The sequence below is a fragment of the Frigidibacter sp. MR17.24 genome (genome assembly GCF_037095655.1).
Lineage (GTDB): Bacteria > Pseudomonadota > Alphaproteobacteria > Rhodobacterales > Rhodobacteraceae > Frigidibacter.
This window is the reverse complement of sequence record NZ_JBAWKE010000002.1, coordinates 1,007,830-1,027,599: the sequence shown is the minus strand read 5'-3', so window position 1 is coordinate 1,027,599 and position 19,770 is coordinate 1,007,830. Positions and strand designations below refer to the sequence as shown.

16 protein-coding genes are annotated in these 19,770 nt (G+C 71.7%); 8 read left to right on the top strand and 8 right to left on the bottom strand.

Annotated elements, in window-relative coordinates:
- Positions 1 to 29: 29 nt before the first annotated feature.
- The 4 genes from V8J39_RS12220 to V8J39_RS12205 are packed head-to-tail and all read left to right on the top strand — an operon-like array spanning position 30 to position 5,960.
- On the top strand, positions 30 to 2,084 hold the full coding sequence (locus V8J39_RS12220; protein ID WP_336461153.1) for a hydantoinase/oxoprolinase family protein: 2,055 nt from the start codon (positions 30 to 32) through the stop codon (positions 2,082 to 2,084).
- Positions 2,081 to 3,772: a hydantoinase B/oxoprolinase family protein gene (locus V8J39_RS12215; protein WP_336461152.1), complete on the top strand. Its 1,692-nt coding sequence runs from the start codon at positions 2,081 to 2,083 to the stop codon at positions 3,770 to 3,772. Before V8J39_RS12220 ends, V8J39_RS12215 begins: the two co-directional genes overlap by 4 nt.
- On the top strand, positions 3,769 to 4,782 hold the full coding sequence (locus tag V8J39_RS12210) for a Gfo/Idh/MocA family protein (protein WP_336461151.1): 1,014 nt from the start codon (positions 3,769 to 3,771) through the stop codon (positions 4,780 to 4,782). The genes V8J39_RS12215 and V8J39_RS12210 overlap by 4 nt, the downstream gene beginning before the upstream one ends.
- A gap of 29 nt (positions 4,783 to 4,811) precedes the next feature.
- A complete protein-coding gene (locus V8J39_RS12205) occupies positions 4,812 to 5,960 on the top strand; it encodes an NAD(P)/FAD-dependent oxidoreductase (protein WP_336461150.1) in 1,149 nt (382 codons plus the stop codon).
- Positions 5,961 to 6,023: 63 nt separating this feature from the next.
- Here the strand turns inward: V8J39_RS12205 and V8J39_RS12200 are convergent, their stop codons facing one another.
- The 8 genes from V8J39_RS12200 to V8J39_RS12165 form a co-directional block, all read right to left on the bottom strand.
- A complete protein-coding gene (locus tag V8J39_RS12200) occupies positions 6,024 to 7,304 on the bottom strand; it encodes a phenylacetate--CoA ligase family protein (RefSeq protein ID WP_336461149.1) in 1,281 nt (426 codons plus the stop codon).
- A gap of 16 nt (positions 7,305 to 7,320) precedes the next feature.
- Positions 7,321 to 8,187: an ABC transporter ATP-binding protein gene (locus V8J39_RS12195; protein WP_336461148.1), complete on the bottom strand. Its 867-nt coding sequence runs from the start codon at positions 8,185 to 8,187 to the stop codon at positions 7,321 to 7,323.
- Positions 8,188 to 8,237: 50 nt separating this feature from the next.
- Complete coding sequence (locus tag V8J39_RS12190; RefSeq protein ID WP_336461147.1) at positions 8,238 to 9,533, bottom strand: ABC transporter substrate-binding protein; 1,296 nt, start codon at positions 9,531 to 9,533, stop codon at positions 8,238 to 8,240.
- Between the two features lie 48 nt (positions 9,534 to 9,581).
- The gene (locus V8J39_RS12185; RefSeq protein WP_336461146.1) at positions 9,582 to 10,658 is read right to left on the bottom strand and encodes a branched-chain amino acid ABC transporter permease; all 1,077 of its coding nucleotides are present in this window, start codon (positions 10,656 to 10,658) and stop codon (positions 9,582 to 9,584) included.
- A gap of 76 nt (positions 10,659 to 10,734) precedes the next feature.
- A complete protein-coding gene (locus V8J39_RS12180) occupies positions 10,735 to 10,971 on the bottom strand; it encodes a hypothetical protein (RefSeq protein WP_336461145.1) in 237 nt (78 codons plus the stop codon).
- 141 nt (positions 10,972 to 11,112) lie between these two features.
- Entirely contained in the window at positions 11,113 to 12,099 is a 987-nt protein-coding gene (locus V8J39_RS12175; RefSeq protein WP_336461215.1) for a branched-chain amino acid ABC transporter permease, read from the bottom strand.
- Between the two features lie 98 nt (positions 12,100 to 12,197).
- Positions 12,198 to 12,956, bottom strand: a complete 759-nt coding sequence (locus V8J39_RS12170; RefSeq protein WP_336461214.1) for an ABC transporter ATP-binding protein — start codon at positions 12,954 to 12,956, stop codon at positions 12,198 to 12,200.
- Between the two features lie 98 nt (positions 12,957 to 13,054).
- Positions 13,055 to 15,058, bottom strand: coding sequence for an AMP-binding protein (locus tag V8J39_RS12165; protein WP_442902586.1), 2,004 nt, complete (start codon positions 15,056 to 15,058; stop codon positions 13,055 to 13,057).
- Between the two features lie 203 nt (positions 15,059 to 15,261).
- Here V8J39_RS12165 and V8J39_RS12160 point away from each other — a divergent pair, with 203 nt between their 5' ends.
- From V8J39_RS12160 to V8J39_RS12145, 4 genes are all read left to right on the top strand, one after another.
- A complete protein-coding gene (locus V8J39_RS12160) occupies positions 15,262 to 17,256 on the top strand; it encodes a PAS-domain containing protein (protein ID WP_442902585.1) in 1,995 nt (664 codons plus the stop codon).
- Positions 17,253 to 17,975 (top strand): response regulator transcription factor, encoded by a 723-nt coding sequence (locus V8J39_RS12155; protein ID WP_336461143.1) that lies wholly within the window; start codon positions 17,253 to 17,255, stop codon positions 17,973 to 17,975. The genes V8J39_RS12160 and V8J39_RS12155 overlap by 4 nt, the downstream gene beginning before the upstream one ends.
- Positions 17,976 to 18,022: 47 nt before the next feature.
- The gene (locus tag V8J39_RS12150) at positions 18,023 to 18,733 is read left to right on the top strand and encodes a helix-turn-helix domain-containing protein (protein ID WP_336461142.1); all 711 of its coding nucleotides are present in this window, start codon (positions 18,023 to 18,025) and stop codon (positions 18,731 to 18,733) included.
- 282 nt (positions 18,734 to 19,015) lie between these two features.
- Positions 19,016 to 19,723 carry a hypothetical protein gene (locus tag V8J39_RS12145; RefSeq protein WP_336461141.1) on the top strand — a complete coding sequence of 236 codons (708 nt, stop codon included), beginning with the start codon at positions 19,016 to 19,018 and terminating at the stop codon, positions 19,721 to 19,723.
- Positions 19,724 to 19,770 lie beyond the last annotated feature (47 nt).

Genomic DNA, 19,770 nt, shown 5'->3' with positions numbered 1-19,770 from the left:
CACCCTCAAGACCACAGGGACCCGAACCGATGACCTGGAGAATTGGCGTAGATTCCGGCGGCACCTTCACCGACGTGTGCCTGTTCGAGGAAGAGACCGGCCGGGTCGAGATCTGGAAGGTCTCCTCGACGCCCGACGACCCGTCGCGCGGCATCACCGCCGGCGTCGTCGAGGGGCTGGAACAGGTCGGCGCCGCGGCCAAGGACCTCAGCTTCCTCGGCCACGGCACCACCGTCGCCACCAACGCCCTGATCGAGCTGAAGGGCGCCAGGACCGGTCTGGTCGTCACCGACGGCTTCCGCGACCTTCTCGAGATCGGCCGCCAGAAGCGCCCGAACCTTTACGACATGATGGCCGAGAAGCCCGCGGAACTGGTCACGCGCGATCTGCGCCGGCAGGTGCCCGAACGCATCCACCACTCGGGCGCGGTCGAGCTGCCGCTGGACGAGACGGCGCTGCGCGCCGAGCTGCGCGCGCTGCGCGAGGCCGACGTCAAGGCGGTGGCGGTCTGCTTCCTCTACGGCTTCCTCAACACCGAGCACGAGGCCCGCGCCCGCGCGATCCTCGCCGAAGAGCTGCCCGAGGTCTTCGTCTCGGTCTCGAGCGACGTCGCCCCCGAGTTCCGCGAGTTCGAGCGGCTGTCGACCACGGTCGTGAACGCCTATCTCGGCCCGGTGATGCAGCGCTACATCCGCCGGCTGCAGGAACGGCTCGACGGCATCGGCCTGACGGTCGCGCCGCAGCTCACCCAGTCGAACGGCGGCGTCATCGGCTTCGACACCGCGGCCGAGCTGCCGGTGCGCACCGTGCTCTCGGGCCCCTCGACCGGCGTCGTCGCGGCGCAGGCGATCGGGCGCATGGCGGGCTTTGACAACATCATCACCTTCGACGTCGGCGGCACCTCGTCGGACGTGGCGCAGCTGCGCGGCGGGGTCTGCGGCCTGACCGGCGAGGCCGACGTGCACGGCTACCCGATCAAGGCGCCGATGCTCGACATCCACACCGTCGGCGCCGGCGGCGGCTCGATCGCCCATGTCGACAGCGGCGGCCTGCTCAAGGTCGGCCCGCGGTCGGCCGGGGCGCATCCCGGGCCGGTCTGCTACGGCCTCGGGAACGAGGAACCCACCGTCACCGACGCCAACGTCGTGCTGCAGACGCTGAACCCGGTCGAGATCCTCGGCGGGCGGATGAAGGTGCGCCGCGACCTGGCCGAGGCGGCCGTGGCGCGGCTGGCCGAAAAGCTCGGCCTGTCGACCATGGACACCGCGCAGGGCATCATCTCGGTGGTGACGGCGAACATGGCCAAGGCGATCCGGGTGATCTCGGTCCAGCGCGGCCACGATCCGCGCGACTACGCGCTGATGGCCTTCGGCGGCGCCGGGCCGCTGCATGCCGCGCGGCTCGCCCGCGAACTGGGCATGGGCCGGGTGATCGTGCCGCTGACCCCGGGCACGCTCTGCGCGCTGGGGCTGCTGCTGACCGACCTGCGCGCCGATTTCGCGACCTCGCGGCTGATGGCGCTCGACCCCGCGCGGGGCGGCGATGTCGAGGACGGCTTCGCCGGGCTCGAGACCCAGGCCACCGCCTGGTTCGACCGCGAGGCGATCGCCGCGGGCAACCGCGTGCTCAACCGCACCGCCGACCTGCGCTACATGGGCCAGAACTACGAGCTGCCGGTGCAGGTGCCGGCCGGCCCGATCACCGCCGCGACCTTCGCCGCGCTGAAAGAGGGCTTCGAGGCCGCGCACCGCCAGCGCTTCGGCTTCGTGGCCGAGGGCGAGGCGATCCAGATCGTCACCCTGCGGATGGAAGCGGCGGGCATCGTGCAGAAGGCCGAGTTCCGCCCCGCCGAGCCCGAGGGCCCCGACGCCGCCGCCGCGAAGATCGGCACGCGCGAGGTCTGGATGCCCGAGGCCGGCGGCTTCACCCCCTGCCCGGTCTACGCCCGCGCCGCCCTGCGCTGCGGCAACGTGGTCGAGGGCCCCGCCATCGTCGAGCAGATGGACACGACCACCGTGATCCTGCCCGGCATGACCGGCACCGTCGATCCCTACCTGAACCTGATCCTGGAGCTTCCGGCATGAGCCCCCTCGCCGAGATGACCACGCCCGCCACCGCCGCGCCCGCCTCCACCACGCCCGCCTCCAGCACGACGGCCATCGACCCGATCACCGTCGAGGTCATCGGCTCGGCCCTGCAGTCGATCGTCGAGGAGATGGGCGAGGCGCTGGTGCGCGCCTCGTACTCGACCAACATCAAGGAACGGCGCGACTGCTCGACCGCGCTGTTCGACCTGCACGGCAACACGCTGTGCCAGGCCGAACACATCCCGATGCACCTGGGATCGTTCCTCGGCGTGATCCCGGCGATCCGCGACCGGTTCGTGGCCAGCGACATCGCGCCCGGCGACGTGTTCATGGCCAACGACGCCTATGCCGGCGGCGCCACCCACCTGCCCGACATCGTTCTGGCCGAGCCGATCTTCGTCGACGGCACGCTGGTCGCCTGGGCGGTGAACACCGCGCACCATTCCGACTTCGCCGACCGCGGGCACGAACACATCTACCAGGAGGGGATCCGGATCCCGCCGGTGCGGCTCTACCGCAAGGGCGAGCTGAACCGCGACCTGCAGGAGATGTTCCTGCTCAACTGCCAGGTGCCGCGCGAACGGATGTCGGACCTGCGGGCGCAGATGTCGGCCAACCGGCTGTGCGTGCAGCGGATGACCGAGCTGTGCGCCAAGTACGGCACCGGCCTCGTGCTCGCCGCCGGCGAGGCGCTGCAGGACTATGCCGAGCGCAAGATGCGCGCCGCCATCGCCGCGATCCCCGACGGCACCTATGCCTTCGAGGACGTGTTCGACAGCAACCAGCGCCCCGAGGCGATGACCTTCAAGGTCGCGATCACGGTCGCCGGCGACGAGATGCGGCTGGACTTCGACGGCCCGCCGCAGGTGCGCAGCGGCCTGAACCTGATCTACACCTCGCTGCTCGCGGCCTGCTACTTCACCGTGAAATCGGTGCTGGACCCGACGATCCTGCCCAATGCCGGCCTCGCCCGGCCGCTGACGGTGACCGCGCCCCGCGGCTCGATCCTGAACTGCGAACACCCCGCGGCGGTCGACGGCCGGATCGCGGCGGCGCAGCGGGTCTGCGACCTGGTCTACGGCGCGCTGGCGCAGGCGCTGCCGGGCCGGGTGATGGCGGCCGGCAACGGCTGCTGCACCGGGGCGCTGTTCAACGGCACCGACGAGAACGGCAACATCTGGGTCTATCTCGAGACGATCGGCGGCGGCGGCGGCGCACGGCCGGCGGCCGACGGCCTGTCGGGCATCCACGTCAGCCTCACCAACACCTCGAACCTGCCGGTCGAGGCGCTGGAGCTGGAATACCCGCTCACGCTCCTGCGCTACGAGCTGGTCGAGGACAGCGCCGGCCCCGGCACCCAGCGCGGCGGCATGGGCATCCGCCGCGTCTACCGCGCCGAGCGCGCCTGCCGCTTCACCGTCGAGGGCTCGCGCATGGGCTCGCATCCCTGGGGCCTCGAGGGCGGCGCCGAGGCCGCGTGCAGCCAGCTCGATTTCGGTGACGGGCGCACGACCTTCGCGGGCATGGTCGACCTCGTGCCCGGCCAGATCGTGTCGATCACCACGCCCGGCGGCGGCGGCTTCGGCGCACCCGGCGCCCGCGCGCCCGAGGCCGTGGCCCGCGACCTGCGCGAGGGGCGGATCTCGGCCGGCTTCGCGGCGCGCGTCTACGGGTACGGCGCATGAGCGGCCCGCTGCGCTGGGGCATCCTCGGCACCGCCGGGATCGCGCGCAAGGCGATGATCCCGGGGCTGCTGGCCGCGCCGGGCTGCCGGATCGACGCCATCGCCTCGCGCGACGGCGCCAGGGCCCGGGCGATGGCGGACGACTTCGCCATCCCCCGCAGCCACGACAGCTATGACGCGCTGATTGCCGACCCCGGGATCGACGCGGTCTACATCCCGGTGCCGAACCACCTGCACGTGCCCCTGACCTGCGCGGCGCTGGCCGCGGGCAAGCACGTGCTGTGCGAAAAGCCGCTGTCGCTGACGCCCGACGGCGCGGCCGAGGTCGCGGCGGCGCAGGCGGCCTCGGGCCGGCTGGTGATGGAGGCCTTCATGGTCCGCCACCACCCGCAATGGCTGCGCGCCCGCGCGATCGTGCGCGACGGCGGCATCGGGCGGCTCTGCGCGGTGCAGGCGGCCTTCTGCTATGCCAATGCCGACCCGGCCAATGTCCGCAACCAGGCCGACATCGGCGGCGGCGGGCTCTATGACGTCGGCTGCTACGCGCTGGAGGCGGGCCGCTGGTTCTTCGGGACCGAGCCCGAGCGCGTCGCAGCGCTGGCCGACATCGACCCCGCCTTCGGCACCGACCGGCTGACGAGCGGCCTCGCGGCCTTCCCCGGCGGCGGGCAGCTCGCCTTCACCGTCTCGACCCAGGCGGTGCTGACCCAGTCGCTGATGCTGATCGGCACCACCGGGCGCATCACGCTCGACATCCCCTACAACGCCCCGCGCGACCACGCGGCGCGGCTGGTGATCGACGACGGCCGCGACCTGGCGGGCGGCGGCGCCCGCACCGAGCAGATCGCGGCCGCCGACCAGTACGCCGCCCAGGCCGAGACCTTCGCCCGCCTCGTCGCGACCGGCACGCCCGCCGATTTCGCCGCCGAGATGGCGCAGATCACCGCCGCCGCCGCCGCGCTGTCGGCCACCGCCCGCGCGATGCGCTCGGGCGGCTGGGAAACGCCCTGACCGATCCTTCCTCCCGCCGCGAGAGACCGATGACCGACACCTCCCTTCCCCGCAGCGCGCCCCAGAGCGCGATCGTCCTTGGCGGCGGCATCCTCGGCTGTTCGACCGCCGTGCATCTCGCGCGGCTCGGCCTGACGGTGACGCTGGTCACCGAGGGGCCGCTCGCCGCCGGCGCCTCGGGCCGCTCGCTCGCCTGGCTGAACTCGGCCCGCAAGCGCTCCGAGCCCTATCACCGGCTGCGGATGGCGGGGATCGAGCGCTATCGCACGTTGGCCGCCGCGCATCCGGGCGCGGACTGGATCACCTTCGCCGGCGGGCTGACCTGGGACCCGGCCGGCGCGGGCAACCGCATCGCCGAGGTCTGGGCGCACGAGCGCGCCATCGGCTACGAGGCGCTGCTGCTGCCGCCCGAGACCGCCGCCGCCCGGGTGCCCGGCGTCGCGGCCGAGGCGATCACCCCGCCCGGCGCGATCCTCAACCCCGGCGAGGGCTGGGTCGACCTGCCCAGCCTGATCGCCCGGCTGGCCGCCGAGATCGGGACGCTGGGCGGCCGGATCCTGACGCTCGACGGCCCCGCGACGCCGCGCGCCGACGGCCCCGGGCTCGGCCTGCCCGACGGCACCACGCTGCGCGCGGACGCGCTGGTCATCGCCTGCGGCGCCGCGACCCCGGCGCTTGCCGGGGCGCTCGGCACGCCGATCGGCAACGGCTCGCCCACCGGCCTCGTGGTCGAGACCGAGCCGCTGGACCACCCGATCCGCGCGGTGATGAACACGCCCCGCGTCTCGCTGCGCCCGACGCCCGCGGGCGGGCTCTACATGGACAGCGGCTGGTCCGAGGCCGAGGTGATCCACCATGCCGACGGCCGCATCGAGATCCGCCCCGAGACGGTCGAGGGCCTGCTGGCCGAGGCGCGCCGCGTGCTCTCGCCCGCACCCGAGCTGACGGTGCGCAAGATCCACACCGGGCCGAAGCCGATCCCGGGCGACGGCGAGCCGGTGTTCGGGCCGCTCCCCTCGGCGCCCGGGGTCTGGGCGGCCTTCAGCCATTCCGGCGCCACGCTCGGGCTGATCGCGGGCGAGCTGATGGCCGACGAGATCGCGCTGGGGATCGAGCATCCGCTGCTCGCGGCCTTCCGCCCCGCCCGCTTCGCCGCGCCCCGGCAGGCCGCGGAATAGCGCCGGCCCGCACCGGACCGGGGGGCCGATCCGGGGGGGGGCCGCTCCCGGATCGCTCGCGGCTCAGTCGTAGACCCGCAGGTCCTCGATCACCTTGCCGTCGTTGGGCAGGCTGCCCGGCGCCACCAGCTCGACCCGGCCGCGCAGCTTCAGCGCCTCGATGACCGATCCCTCGTAGACCGCGCCGTCGGGCGCCGGGCTCTCGATGCGCACGGTCATCACGTCCATCTCGCCCTCGCGCGAGGCGATGACGCGGGCGCGCGCGATCTCGGGGTGGCGCGCGACCAGCGCCGCCACCTGCTCGGGCCGCACGAACATGCCCTTGATCTTCGTGGTCTGGTCGGCGCGGCCCAGCCAGCCGCGGATGCGCATGTTCGTGCGCCCGCAGTCCGACGTGCCCGGCAGCACCGCCGACAGATCGCCCGTGGCAAAGCGCACCAGCGGATAGTCGGGGTTCAGCGTGGTGACCACCACCTCGCCCACCTCGCCCTCGGGCACCGGGTCGCCGGTGCCGGGGCGCACGATCTCGACCACGACGCCCTCGTCGACGATCATCCCCTCGGGGGTCTGGCCGGGCGGCGCGCTCTCGTAGGCGATGCTGCCCAGATCGGCGGTGGCATAGCACTGGCGGGTGAGGATGCCGCGCGCCTCGTACTCGGCGCGCAGCGACGGGAACAGCGCCCCGCCCCCGACCGCGGCGCGGGTGAAGCCCAGCGCCACGCCCAGCGCCTCGGCCCGGTCGAGGATCACCTTGAGGAAATCGGGCGTGCCGCAATAGACCGTGGCGCCGACATCGGCCGCCGCCTGCACCTGCAGGTCGGTCTGGCCGGTGCCCGCGGGCAGCACCGCGGCGCCCACCGCCCGCGCCCCGTTTTCGAAGATCATCCCCGCCGGGGTCAGGTGATAGCCGAAGCAGTTCTGCACGATGTCGCCGCGCCCGACGCCGCAGGCATGCAGGAAACGCCCCATGCGCCACCAGTCATGGCCGGTCCCGCCGGGTTCATAGATCGGGCCGGGGCTCTGGAAGACATGGGCAAAACCGCTCGCGGGGGCGAGGGTGAAGCCGCCGAAGGGCGGCGCCGCCGTCTGCGCGGCCCCCAGCCCGGACTTGCGCAGCACCGGCAGGCGGGCAAGCCCGGCGCGATCGCTCACCGCCGCCGGGTCGACCCGGCCCAGATGCGCCGCCAGCCCCGGCGCGGCCAGCGCCCGCGCGACCGCCGCAGGCAGGTCGCGTGCCAGCGCCGCCGCCCGCGCGTCGGCCGAGCGGCCCTCGAGCGCGTCGTAGGGACGCGCCGCCCCGGTCGCCGCGGGCGCGTACCCCGGGCGTGCTGCCAGTTCTGCCATGATCCCTCCTCCGGCGTCAGGCCAGCCAGCGCTTGCGGCGCCGATAGCTCCTGACGTCCCTGAAACTCCTGCGTCCCTCCTCGGACATGCCGAGGTAGAACTCCTTCACGTCCGGGTTCTCGCGCAGCGCCGCGGCCGGCCCGTCCATCACCACCCGGCCGCTTTCCAGGATGTAGCCGTGATGGGCATAGCGCAGCGCCACGCTGGTGTTCTGCTCGGCCAGCAGGAAGCTGACCCCCTCGCCGGCATTGACCGCGCGCACGATCTCGAAGATCTGCTCGACCAGCTGCGGAGCCAGCCCCATCGAGGGTTCGTCCAGCAGGATCATCTCGGGCCGGCTCATCAGCGCGCGTCCCATCGCGCACATCTGCTGCTCGCCGCCCGAGGTATAGCCCGCCTGGCTGCGGCGCCGCTCCTTCAGCCGCGGAAAGTAGGAATAGACCATCTCCAGATCCGCCGCGATCGCGGCCCGGCCGTCGGTGCGGGTATAGGCGCCGGTCAGCAGGTTCTCCTCGACGGTCAGATGCTCGAAGCAGTGGCGCCCCTCCATCACCTGGATCACGCCCCGCTTGACCAGCGCCGCCGGGTCCAGATCCTGCACCCGCACGCCGCGATAGAGGATCTGGCCCTTGGTGACCTCGCCGCGTTCCGAGCGCAAGAGGTTCGAGATCGCCTTCAGCGTCGTGGTCTTGCCCGCGCCGTTGCCCCCCAGAAGCGCGGTGATCCCGCCCTTGGGCACGCTCAGGCTCACGCCCTTCAGCACCAGGATCACGTGGTTGTAGATCACCTCGATGTTGTTGACCTCGAGCAGGCTCTCGCCCGCCCCGGCCGGTTCGGCTCCGTCCGGTTCGGCCGCCCTCGCCTGGGCCCGTGCATCCAGCATCGCATCCTCCGCAGGAAAAGGGGGGCCGGCACACCGGCCCCCGGGTCAGGTCAGTTGCAGCGGTCCGTCAGGCCCGCCTCCTTGGCATAGGCGGCGCTGTCCTCGGCGATCAGCGGGGTCAGCACCTCGTCATCCGGCGCGATGAAGTCGGTGATCAGCGTCCACTTCTGCGCCGAGGCGTCCCATTGCTGCACCATCGCGGCGCCGGGGCCGCCATGATCCTCGCAGGTCGCCTTGAACGGCTGCCCGAACCCCGGCAGGCCCAGCTCGGTCATCCGCGCCTCGGTGATCTCGAGGTTCTCGAAGCCCTCGCGCACCTCGGCCGCGGTGACATCGGCATGGCCCGCCAGCTCCTGCGCCTTGCGGATCGCCTCGGAGATCACCAGCGCCGCGTACATGCCGCGCGAATAGACCGCCGTGCCCCCCTGGTCGCCCGCGCCCGCCGCCTTGCCGGCGTCATAGACATGGGTCTTCAGGTCGGCATAGATCGGATAGTCCATGCCCAGGCCGTGCAGCGTCACCGCCTTGTAGCCGTCGGCGCCGGCGCCCGCGGGCTTCACGTCGTTCTCGGACCCCGCCCACCAGATGCCGATCATGTTCTCCATCGGGAAGCGGATGTTGGCGGCCTCCTGGATCGCGACCTGGTTCATCACGCCCCAGCCCCAGAACAGCACGTAGTCGGGCTTTTCCCGCCGGATCTGCAGCCACTGGCTCTTCTGCTCCTGTCCGGGGCTGTCGACGGGGATGGTCGAGAACTCGAACCCGTGCTTCTTCGACAGCTCCTCCAGCGTGCGGATCGGCTCCTTGCCATAGGCCGAGTTGTGGTAGAGCAGCGTAATCTTCTTGCCCTTCAGATCGTCGCCGTTCTCCGACAGCAGGTACTTGATCATCACGCTGGCCCCGTCCCAGTAGTTGCCGGGGTAGTTGAAGATCCACTCGAAGGTCTTGCCGTTCGCGGCCGAGGTGCGGCCGTAGCCGGGGGTGTACAGCACCACGCCGTCCTGGCTGACCTTGGGGATCAGCTGATAGGTGATGCCGGTGGACAGCGGGTTGTAGGCCAGCGGGCTGTTGCCCTTGGTGGCCTCGTAGCACTCGACCCCCTTCTCGGTGTTATAGGCGGTCTCGCATTCGGGCACCTTCACCAGCTGGCCGCCGATGCCGCCGTCGCGTTCGTTCAGCAGCGTGAAATAGTCGTGGAAGCCGTCGGAATAGGGGATGCCCCCGGCGGCGAAGGGCCCGGTGCGATAGCTCAGGTCCGGCACGATCAGCTCGGCCCGCGCCGCGCCCCCCAGCGCCAGCGTGCCCGCCAGCGCCCCCGCGATCAGCGTCATGGTCTTGGTCTTCATCCCTCGGTCTCCTCCCTCGGATGGTTGTTCCGGCCCGGCCCGCACTCCTCAATGCGGGAAGGGCCAAAGCCTCAGCTTCTCCTTCGCCATGCGCCACAGCTGGGCCAGGCCGTGCGGCTCGGCGATCAGGAAGACCACGATCAGCGCGCCCACGATCATCAGCTCGACATGCGCGGCCAGATCCGTCGGCCAGCCCAGGCTGCCCACCAGCAGGTTCTTCAGCGCCACCGGCAGCAGCACCAGGAACGCCGCCCCCGCGAAACTGCCGAAGATCGAGCCCAGCCCCCCGATGATCACCATGAACAGCACGAGGAAGCTCTTGGTGATGCCGAAGGCCTCGCCGACCTCGGCCGCGCCCAGGTAGACCGCGAAGAACAGCGCCCCCGCCACGCCGATGAAGAAGGACGAGACCGCGAAGGCCGTCATCTTCGCCCGCATCGGGTTCACGCCGATGATCTCGGCGGCGATGTCCATGTCCCGGATCGCCATCCAGCGCCGCCCCGCCGCGCCCCGCGTCAGGTTGCGCGCGACCCAGGCCAGCACGAAGACGAAGCACAGACAGGTCAGATAGCGCGCGCCCGCGCTCGCGGCCGGGCCGGTGATCGCGATGCCCATCAGCTCGCGCGCCGGCGCCGTGATCTGGCCCGAGGCCGAATAATTGTAGAACCACGGCACCTTGTTGAAGAGCCAGACCAGGAAGAACTGCGCCGCCAGCGTCGCCACCGCGAGGTAGAACCCCTTGATGCGCAGCGAGGGCAGGCCGAACAGCACCCCCACCCCGGCGGTGATCGCGCCCGCGATCAGCACGTGAACCGGGAACGGCACCGCCGGGAAGGCGGTCATCAGCTTGTAGACGGCATAGGCCCCCACCGCCATGAAGCCGCCGGTGCCCAGGCTGACCTGGCCGCAATAGCCGGTCAGGATGTTCAGCCCCAGCGCCGCGATCGCGTAGATCAGGAACGGCACCAGCACCGCGTTGGCCCAGTAGTCGTCGATGACGAAGGGCACCACGGCGAAGGCCACCGCCACCAGCGCGTAATAGGCCCAGCGGTCGAACCTGATCGGAAAGGTCTGGCCATCGTCACGGTAGCTTGTCTTGAAGTCTCCGGCCTCGCGGTACAGCATCACGCGGCCTCCACATGCGGGGCGGCGCGGCGCGCGGCAGGCCGGATGCTTGCGGGCCGGCTGGACGGCAGGCGGCTCAGGGCATCGCCCGGCGCAGCGCCAGCCACGACCACAGCCCGGCGGCGCCCCCGCAGGCGGCCAGAAGGCTGTCGGTCACGATGATCGGGGGAAAGTCGCTGGCCGGCGCCGAAAGCGCCAGCCAGCCGAACGCCAGCAACGAAGACCAGCCGATAATGAACGCGAACGCGGCAAGCCGCATCTGCATCCGCATCGTGACGAACCCTCCCAAGTCCGATCCGATCGTCCGCTGCAATCAGCGTGTCTGCTGTCGGGCCCTCCCCGGCTGCGACAGCCTGACGCAGACCAAAGGACATGATTCCTAAACCATCCACAAGGGCAATTCCCCGCCGCAGCGCAGCAAAACCTGTCATGAACCTGTCGTTCCTGAACATTTTCATACCCGCTCGATAATTCGTTCACCGAAAAGGCCCTGCGGCCGGAACACGAGGACCAGAAGCGCCAGCACATAGGCGAACCAGGTCTCGGTCGCGCCGCCGACCATCGGGCCGACCCAGAACTCGAACAGCTTCTCGCCGACGCCGATGATCAGCCCGCCGACGATGGCCCCGGGGATCGAGGTGAAGCCGCCCAGCATCAAGACCGGCAGCGCCTTCAGCGCGATCAGGCTCAGCGAGAACTGCACCCCCGACTTGGTGCCCCACATGATCCCCGCGACCAGCGCGACGAAGCCCGCGATCGACCAGACCAGCACCCAGATGAAGCGCAGGCTGATCCCCACCGACAGCGCCGCCTGGTGGTCGTCGGCGACCGCGCGCAGGGCGCGGCCCTGCTTGGAATACTGCGAGAACAGCGTCAGGCAGGCGACCAGCGCCACCGCGATCAGCGTCGCGACCACGTCCAGCCGGTCGATGAAGAAGCCATAGCCGAACACCGCCGCCGTCGCCGCCTCGACACTGTCCGAGATGCCCTGCGGCAGGCCCACGTCCAGCGTCTTGATGTCGGCGCCCCACATCACGTCGCCCAGCCCCTCGAGGAACCAGGCAAGCCCGATCGTGGCCATGAACAGGATGATCGGCGGCTGGTTGACCAGATGCTTCAGCACCAGCCGCTCGACCAGCACGGCCAGCCCCACCATCACCGCGCCGGTCAGCCCGATCGCCAGCACCGAGGGCACCGTCCAGCCGAAATGGTGCAGGCTGGTGCCGAAGACCGCGTTGATCAGGTGCGCGAAGGGCACCTGCCCCGACTGGATGCCGACAAGCGTCAGCGCCGCGAACAGCGCCAGCACCCCCTGCGCATAGTTGAAGATGCCGCTGGCCTTGAAGATCAGCACGAAGCCCAGCGCCACCAGCGCGTACATCACGCCCGCCATCAGGCCGTTCAGCGTGACCTCCATCGCGAACAGAAGCTGGTCAGGCAGCTGCATGGCGTTTCCCCCCGGTGAACGGCCCGCGCGGTGGGGGTGTACGGGGGGTGCACAGGGGGCGCACGGATGTCACCCCCGTCAAATCCTTGATATCACGCATGATCCACCCCCAGATAGGCCGCGATCACCTCGGGGTTCGCCCGCACCTCGTCCGGCGTGCCATCCCCGATCTTTTTGCCGTAATCCATCACGACCACCCGGTCGCTCAGGTCCATCACCACGCCCATGTCATGCTCGATCAGCGCGATCGTGGTGCCGAACTCGTCGTTGAGATCGAGGATGAAGCGGCACATGTCCTCCTTCTCCTCGACGTTCATCCCCGCCATCGGCTCGTCCAGCAGCAGGATCTCGGGCTCGGCCGCCAGCGCCCGCGCCAGCTCGACCCGCTTCTTCAGCCCGTAGGGCAGCCGCCCGACCGGCGTCTTGCGGATCTTCTGGATCTCGAGGAAGTCGATGATCCGCTCGACCCGGGCACGGTGCGCCAGCTCCTCGGCCTCGGCCCGGCCCCACCACAGCGCCTGCGCCATGAGCCCCGAGCGCATCCGCGTCAGCCGCCCGGTCATGATGTTGTCCAGCACCGTCATCCCGTCGAACAGCGCGATGTTCTGGAAGGTGCGCGCGATGCCCTGCGCCGCGACCTGATAGGGCCGCATCGGCGGGCGCGGCCGGCCGCGGAACACGACCTGGCCCTCGCTCGGGGTGTAGAACCCGGAAATGATGTTCAGCATCGAGGACTTGCCCGCACCGTTCGGGCCGATGATCGCGCGGATCTCGCCCTCGCGGATGTCGAAGGAGATGTCCTTGATCGCCACCACGCCGCCAAAGCGCAGGGTGATGTTGCGCAGCTCCATCACCACCGCGCCGGTGCGCCGGCCCGGTCCCGGCCCGGCTTCGGTCTGGGTCCCGGTTCCGGCCCCGGCCTCCGGGGGCGCCTGCAGGTCGCGCATCATCATTCCGCCGCCACTCCCGTTGCCAGTTGCCCCGACGTCCCCACGGGGACGCAGTCGGCCTCCGTGATCGCCAGCTCGGCGCGGATCACGCCCTTGCGCCCGTCCTCGTAGGTCACCTCGGTCGCCGTGCGCACCCGCGCCGAGCCGTCGTAAAGCGCCGCCAGCAGGTCGGCGTATTTCTCGGCGATCACGCCGCGGCGCACCTTGCGCGTGCGCGTCATCTCGCCGTCGTCGGCATCCAGCTCCTTGTGCAGCACCAGGAAGCGGCGGATCTGGCAGCCCGACAGCATCGGGTCCCCGGCGATCGAGCGGTTGACCGCGGCCACGTGACCGGCGAGCCGCGCGATCACCGCTGGATGCGCCGCCAGCTCCTGATAGCTCGCATAGGCGATGCCGGTGCGCTCGGCCCAGTTGCCCACCGCCGCCAGGTCGATGTTGAGGAAGGCCGCGCACTGCGCGCGCCCCGCGCCGAACACCACGGCCTCGAGGATGTCGGGATAGAACTTCAGCTTGTTCTCGACGTATTTCGGCGCGAACAGGCTGCCGTCGGCCATCTTGCCCACGTCCTTGGCCCGGTCGATGATCCGCAGGTGGCCGGTCTCGGGCTCGATGAAGCCCGCGTCGCCGGTCGCGACCCAGCCCTCGCGGTCCTTGGTCGCGGCGGTGGCCTCGGCATTGCCGAAATATTCCACGAAGCTGCCGGGCGAGCGATAGAAGACCTCGCCGCTCTCGGCGATGCGCAGCTCGACCCCCGGGCTCGGCACGCCGACGGTGTCGGCACGGACCTGACCGTCGGGCTGCTGGGTGATGAAGACCGAGGCCTCGGTCTGGCCGTAGAGCTGCTTGAGGTTGATGCCCAGCGCCCGGTAGAAGTCGAAGATCTCGGGCCCGATCGCCTCGCCGGCGGTATAGCCGACGCGGATGCGGCCATAACCCAGCGTGTCCTTCAGCGGCCCGTAGACCAGCACCCGGCCCAGCCCGTAGTGCAGCCGGTCGACCAGCCCCACCGGCCGGCCGTCGAGGATCGCGGGACCGACGCGGCGGGCGAGATCCATGAAATGGCGAAACAGCCACCGCTTCGGCGCGCCCGCATCCTCCATCCGGATCATCACCTGCGTCAGCTGCCCCTCGAACACCCGCGGCGGGGCGAAGAAATAGCTCGGCCCGATCTCGCGCAGGTCGGTCATCATCGTCTCGGGGCTCTCGGGGCACGAGATGCAGAACCCGGTCCACAGCGCCTGCCCCATCGAGAAGATGAAATCGCCCACCCAGGCCATCGGCAGATAGGCCAGCACCTCGTCGCCCGGCCGCAGCGCGTCGAATTCGGCGGTGTTGCGCGCGGTGGCCAGGATGTTGCGCATCGACAGCACCACGCCCTTCGGCCGCCCCGTCGTGCCCGAGGTGTACAGCATCACGCAGGTGCTCTCGGGCCCCAGCGCGGCGATGCGGGCGTCCAGCGCCGCCGCCACCTCGGGCCCCGCGGCATGGCCGCTGGCGCGCAGCTCCTCAAGCGAATCCATGCCGCCGTGGTCGTAGTTCCGCAGCCCGCGCCCGTCGGTGTAAAGCACGTGCGCCACCCGCGCGCCGCCGCCCGCGCCCTGCACCTCGATCACCTTGTCGACCTGCTCCTGGTCGCCGCACAGCACGAAGCGCGCCCCGCAATGGCCCAGCACGAAGGCCATCTCCTCGGCCACCGCGTCCTGATACAGCGGCACCGGCACCGCGCCGCACATCTGCGCGGCGATCATCGCCCAGTAGTGCTGCGGCCGGTTGCGCCCGATGATCGCCAGGTGGTCGCCCGGCCCCAGCCCCAGCCGCATCAGCCCCAGCGCCAGCGCCCGCACCTCGGCCGCGGCCTCGGCCCAGGTCCATTGCTGCCAGATGCCGAATTCCTTCTCGCGATACGCCGGCCGGCCGGCGTGGCGCCGCGCGTTCAGCGCCAGCAGCGCAGGAATGGTTTCGGCAACAGTCCCGGGCGCGCCCGAAGCCGCGTGCTCGCTCACCGCTCTCTCCTCCCTCGCCCGCGACCGCCCCCCGTCAGGGGGGACCCGCCGCACCGGGCGCCGCGCGGCTCCTCTTCCGCGCTGCACCGGCCCTCAGGCTTGCCGGGAAAGATTACGCGAGTTTTTCGCAATCCCAACGAAATGTTTCACCGCCCCGCCGGGACGCTGCGCCACGCTTGACCCCCGGCGCGGCGCGTCGCCAGATGGCGTGCAGCTTGGCGCAGGGAGGGCGACGGGTGGCACCACAGGACCGCGACACCCTCGTGCAGGCGGGGCTGAACCTGATCGGCCAGGCGCTGTCGATCTTCGACAGCGCGCTGAACCTCGCGGTCAGCAACCGCCAGTACCAGCGCATGTTCGACCTGCCCGACGCGCTGGCCGCCCGCGGCGCCAGCTTCGAGGACACGATCCGCTTCCTTGTCCGGCGCGGCGAATACGGCCCCGTCGACGACATCGAGACCGCGGTGCGCCAGCGGGTCGAACAGGCGCGCGCCTTCGTGCCGCACTACATGGAGCGCGGCCGCGCCGACGGCCGCTGGGTCGCGGTCGAGGGCAGCCCGCTGCCGCAGGGCGGCTGGGTCACGGTCTATACCGACATCACCGCGATCAAGCGCCAGGAGGCGCTGCTGCGCGCCCGCTCGGAAGAGCTGTCGGACCAGCTTCTGGCCCATGCCGAGCGGCTGGCGGCGACGAACCGGGCGCTGGCGGCCAGCAATGCCGCGCTGGCCGAAAGCCGCGCCGCCAGCGCCGAGGCCGAGGCCCGGATCCGGCTGGTGACCGAGGCGACGCCGGCCCACATCGCCCATGTGAACCGCGACCGGGTCTACACCTATTCCAACAGGCGGCTGTCGGCGGTGATGCCGGGCAGCCTCAACGACATCGTCGGGATGCCGATGGCCGACTGCCTCGGCCCCGAGACGGCGGCGCGGATCCTGCCGCTGATCGACCGGGCGCTGGCGGGCACGGCGCAGGTGACCGAGATCACCCATGTCCCCTCGGGGCGGCGGGTGCGGATCGCGCTGACCCCGGACGAGGGCGCCGATGGCCAGACCCCGGGCGGCCCCGCGGGGTCGGGGGGCGTGCAGGGGGTCTACATCCTGTCGACCGACGTCACCGCCGAGGCGCAGACCCGCGCAGCACTGGTGCAGGGCGCCAAGCGCGAACTGGCGGCGCAGCTGACCTCGGGCCTGGCGCATGACTTCGCCAACCTGCTGACGATCATCCTGGGGCTGCAGGCGCGGCTCGACCGGGCCGAGGGGATGACGCCCGCGGCGCGCGGTCTGATCGCGGCGACGCAGGCGGCGGCGCGGCGCGGCGGCACGCTTCTCGACCGGATCGCCGCAATCTCGGGCCCGCGCGAACTCTCGCCCCACCCGGTCGACCTGCGCCCCTTCCTGGCCGACCTCGTGGTCCTTGCCGGGCCGACGCTGGGCCCCGAGATCGCGCTGACGACCGAGGTCGCGGGGCCCGAGGCGCCGCTGATGCTCGATGCGGGCTCGCTGCAGGACGCGCTGCTGAACCTGCTGCTGAACGCCCGCGACGCGCTGGCCGGCCGGCCCGGAACCGTGGCGATCCGCGCCGACGCGACCGGCGACACCTGGCTGTCGGTCACGGTCGAGGACGACGGCCCCGGCTTCTCGCCGGCGGCGCTGGCGCAGGGGCTCGACCCGTTCTTCACCACGCGGGGCGGCGAGGGATCGGGGCTGGGGCTGTCGATGGTCTTCGACCACGCGCGGCTCGCGGGCGGCACCGTCAAGCTTGCCAACCGCGACACCGGCGGCGCCCGGGTCACGCTGCGGCTGCCGCTGCGCCCGGCCGCCCCGCAGGGCGAGCCGCGGCTGGTGCTGCTGGTCGAGGACAGCGAGGCGATCCGGGCCGAGCTGCGCGGCCTCGTGCGCGGGCTCGGCCACGCGGTGATCGAGGCCGCGACCGCGGCCGAGGCGCTCGACCTGCTGGCGCTGCCCGAAGTCGGCTTCCTTCTGTCCGACATCAACCTGCCCGGCGATCTCTCGGGGATCGACCTCGTGGCCGAGGCGGCGCGGCTGCGGCCCGACCTGCCCGCCTGCCTGATGACGGCGCTGCCGCCCGGCGACCGTCTGCGCGCCCGCGCGCCCTGCCCGGTGCTGTCCAAGCCCGTGGCCGGCGCCGCGCTCGCCGCGCGGCTGCCGCCGGTGCGGCCGGGGGCGGATGCCGCATGACCGCCTGTCCCGCCCCCGACGCCCCGCACGTCGCGATCCTGGACGACGAGCCCGAGATCCGCCGGCTGCTGGCCGACGCGCTGGACGAGGCCGGCTTCCGCACCACCCAGTTCGCCCGCGCGACCGAGTTCGAGGCCGCGCTGCGCCGCGCCGCGCCCGATGTCTGCCTCGTCGACCTGGGCCTGCCCGACCGCGACGGGCTGGCGCTGGTGCACCGGCTCGCGCTCGACAGCGGGGCGGCGATCATCATCATCTCGGGCCGGGCGCAGGTGCAGGACCGGGTGACGGGGCTGGAACTGGGCGCGGACGACTACATCATCAAGCCCTTCGACCCCGCCGAGGTCGTGGCCCGGATCCGCGCCCGGCTGCGCCGCCCGCGCAGCGAGGGGCCGGCCCGGCCCGAGGTCGCGCGCTTCTCGGGCTGGACCGCCGACTTCGCCCGCTTCGCGCTGATCGATGCCGGCGGCGCCGAGACCGCCTTCAGCCAGGCCGAGGGCGAGGTGCTGCGCCTGTTCCTCGAGGCGCCGCGGCGGTTGATGACGCGGGCGCAGATGCAGCAGGCGCTGGGCGGCGCCGCCGGCGAGGGCTTTGACCGCGCGATCGACGTGCGGATCTCGCGGCTGCGCACCAAGCTGGGCGAGGACCCGAAAAACCCGCGCCTGATCAAGACGATCTACGGCGCCGGCTACATCTTCCTCGGCACGGTTCACTGGACTTGACCCGGGGCGCCCGAACGGGCCATGTCGGAGGCTTGCGGAAGAGAGCGATGCAACCACCGATTCCAGACCAGATCGACCCGGACGCCTCCGGGCTGCCGCGCGTGACGTCGGCGGTGGTGGTCAGCGCAGACCCCGCCCTGGTGGCGACGCTGGTCGATCTGTTCGCGACGACCTTCGGCTGGTGGACCAGCCACGCCGCCCGGCTGGACGAGGCGCGCGCGCTCGCCGGCCCGGGCCGTCTTGTCGCGGTCGAGCTGCCGACCCCCGCCGCGGCCGCCGCCGCCGCGCTGTTGCCGGCAGAGCTGCGGCTGGCGCTGGACCCGGCGCCCGAGGGCGCGGGCCTCGCCGCCGCGCTGAGCGCGGGCTTTGACGAGGCGGTGCGGCTGCCGCTGTGCCGGGCCGAGCTGGAGGCGCGGCTGCGCCGGATCCCGACCATCGCCGGGCGCGGCGACCCGCTGCTGTACCGGCTGGCCGCGAGCCGCGCCGGCGACGCGGTAGAGCTGGACCCCGGCACCGGGACCGAACCGCTGCGCCTGACCCCGAACGAGGCCGACATCCTGCGCGTGCTGGTGCGCGAGGCCGGCCGGACCGTGACCCGCGACGCGCTGTCGCGCCAGATCGACCGCTGCGACTGGGAATACGGCGACCGCAAGTTCGACGTCCATGTCACCCGGATCCGGCGCAAGCTGTCGCTGAGTTTCGGCGACCGCTACCACGTCGCCGCCGTGCGCAGCGAAGGCTACCGGCTCGAGGGCTGACGGCAGGGTCAAGGCGCCGAATTGTTAAGACGGCCTTAAACCCGGCAGGCACCCGACTCACCGCGGACTGTGGGAAACTTCAGGGTCAGCCACAACATTTAGTTTCCCACCCCCTGATTCGCGACATCTTGGGCACCGCATTCCGCGCCCGTCCGCCCGCCTGTGGATAAGCCGGGCCGGAAAGGACCCCGGCTCGTCAACAGGTGTTAACAGTTAATGCCTTCGAGATGCGCGTTGTTGCCGATATATCTAGTGTCACACCTAAGTGAGGCCACTACCCCTATGCAATCCGCGGCGCTTCTTGAAGAGATCTGGACGGGCAACCTGCGCCCCGCCGGAAGCGACGCGACGGCCGAGCTGGCGGCGATGCTTGACGCTTTCCTGCCGGTCCGGCTGCTGGCGCTCGACCATCACTGCCTCGCGCGGCCGCTGCTGCTGCCGGATTCGGCCGAGCTGCTTCCGGACCTGCCGCTGGGCGACGTGCTGGTCGAGGAGATGGGCCTCGAGGTGCCGACGGGCACGCTGGTGCTGGTGGCCGATGTCGGCGGCCAAAGCTCGACCTCGCGGCTGGCCGGCGAGGCGATGGGCGACCTGCTCGAGCGGCTGGTCGGCTGGGCCGAGCTGCCGGTGACGCAGGAGACCGAGGCGCTGGTGCGGCTGGCGCGGGCCAGCCTCGCACGCGGGCACCAGCTGGCCGGGCACCTGCCGGGCTTCGACGCGCTGGACTTCGGCGAGGGTCTTGCGGCCGCGCTGGGCCGGTTCTGGGCCGGGGACGCGATGGCGCCGATCCAGGGCGCGGACTTCCTCGACCGCGACGAGGTCACCCGCTATCTGCGCGCGCTCGACCCGGCGTTCTCGGGCCAGCCGGCGGCGGCGGTGCCCGACCTGCTGCTGCAGCCGATGAGCCTGTCGCGCCGGTTCGAGGACTGGGCCGCGGCCGTCGCGGGCGCGCTGCGCCGCCATCTCGGGACGGCGCCCACCGCCGCCTGAGCTGCCGCGCTGCCCCGACGTCCTGCCCCGGGGCACGACCGATGAGG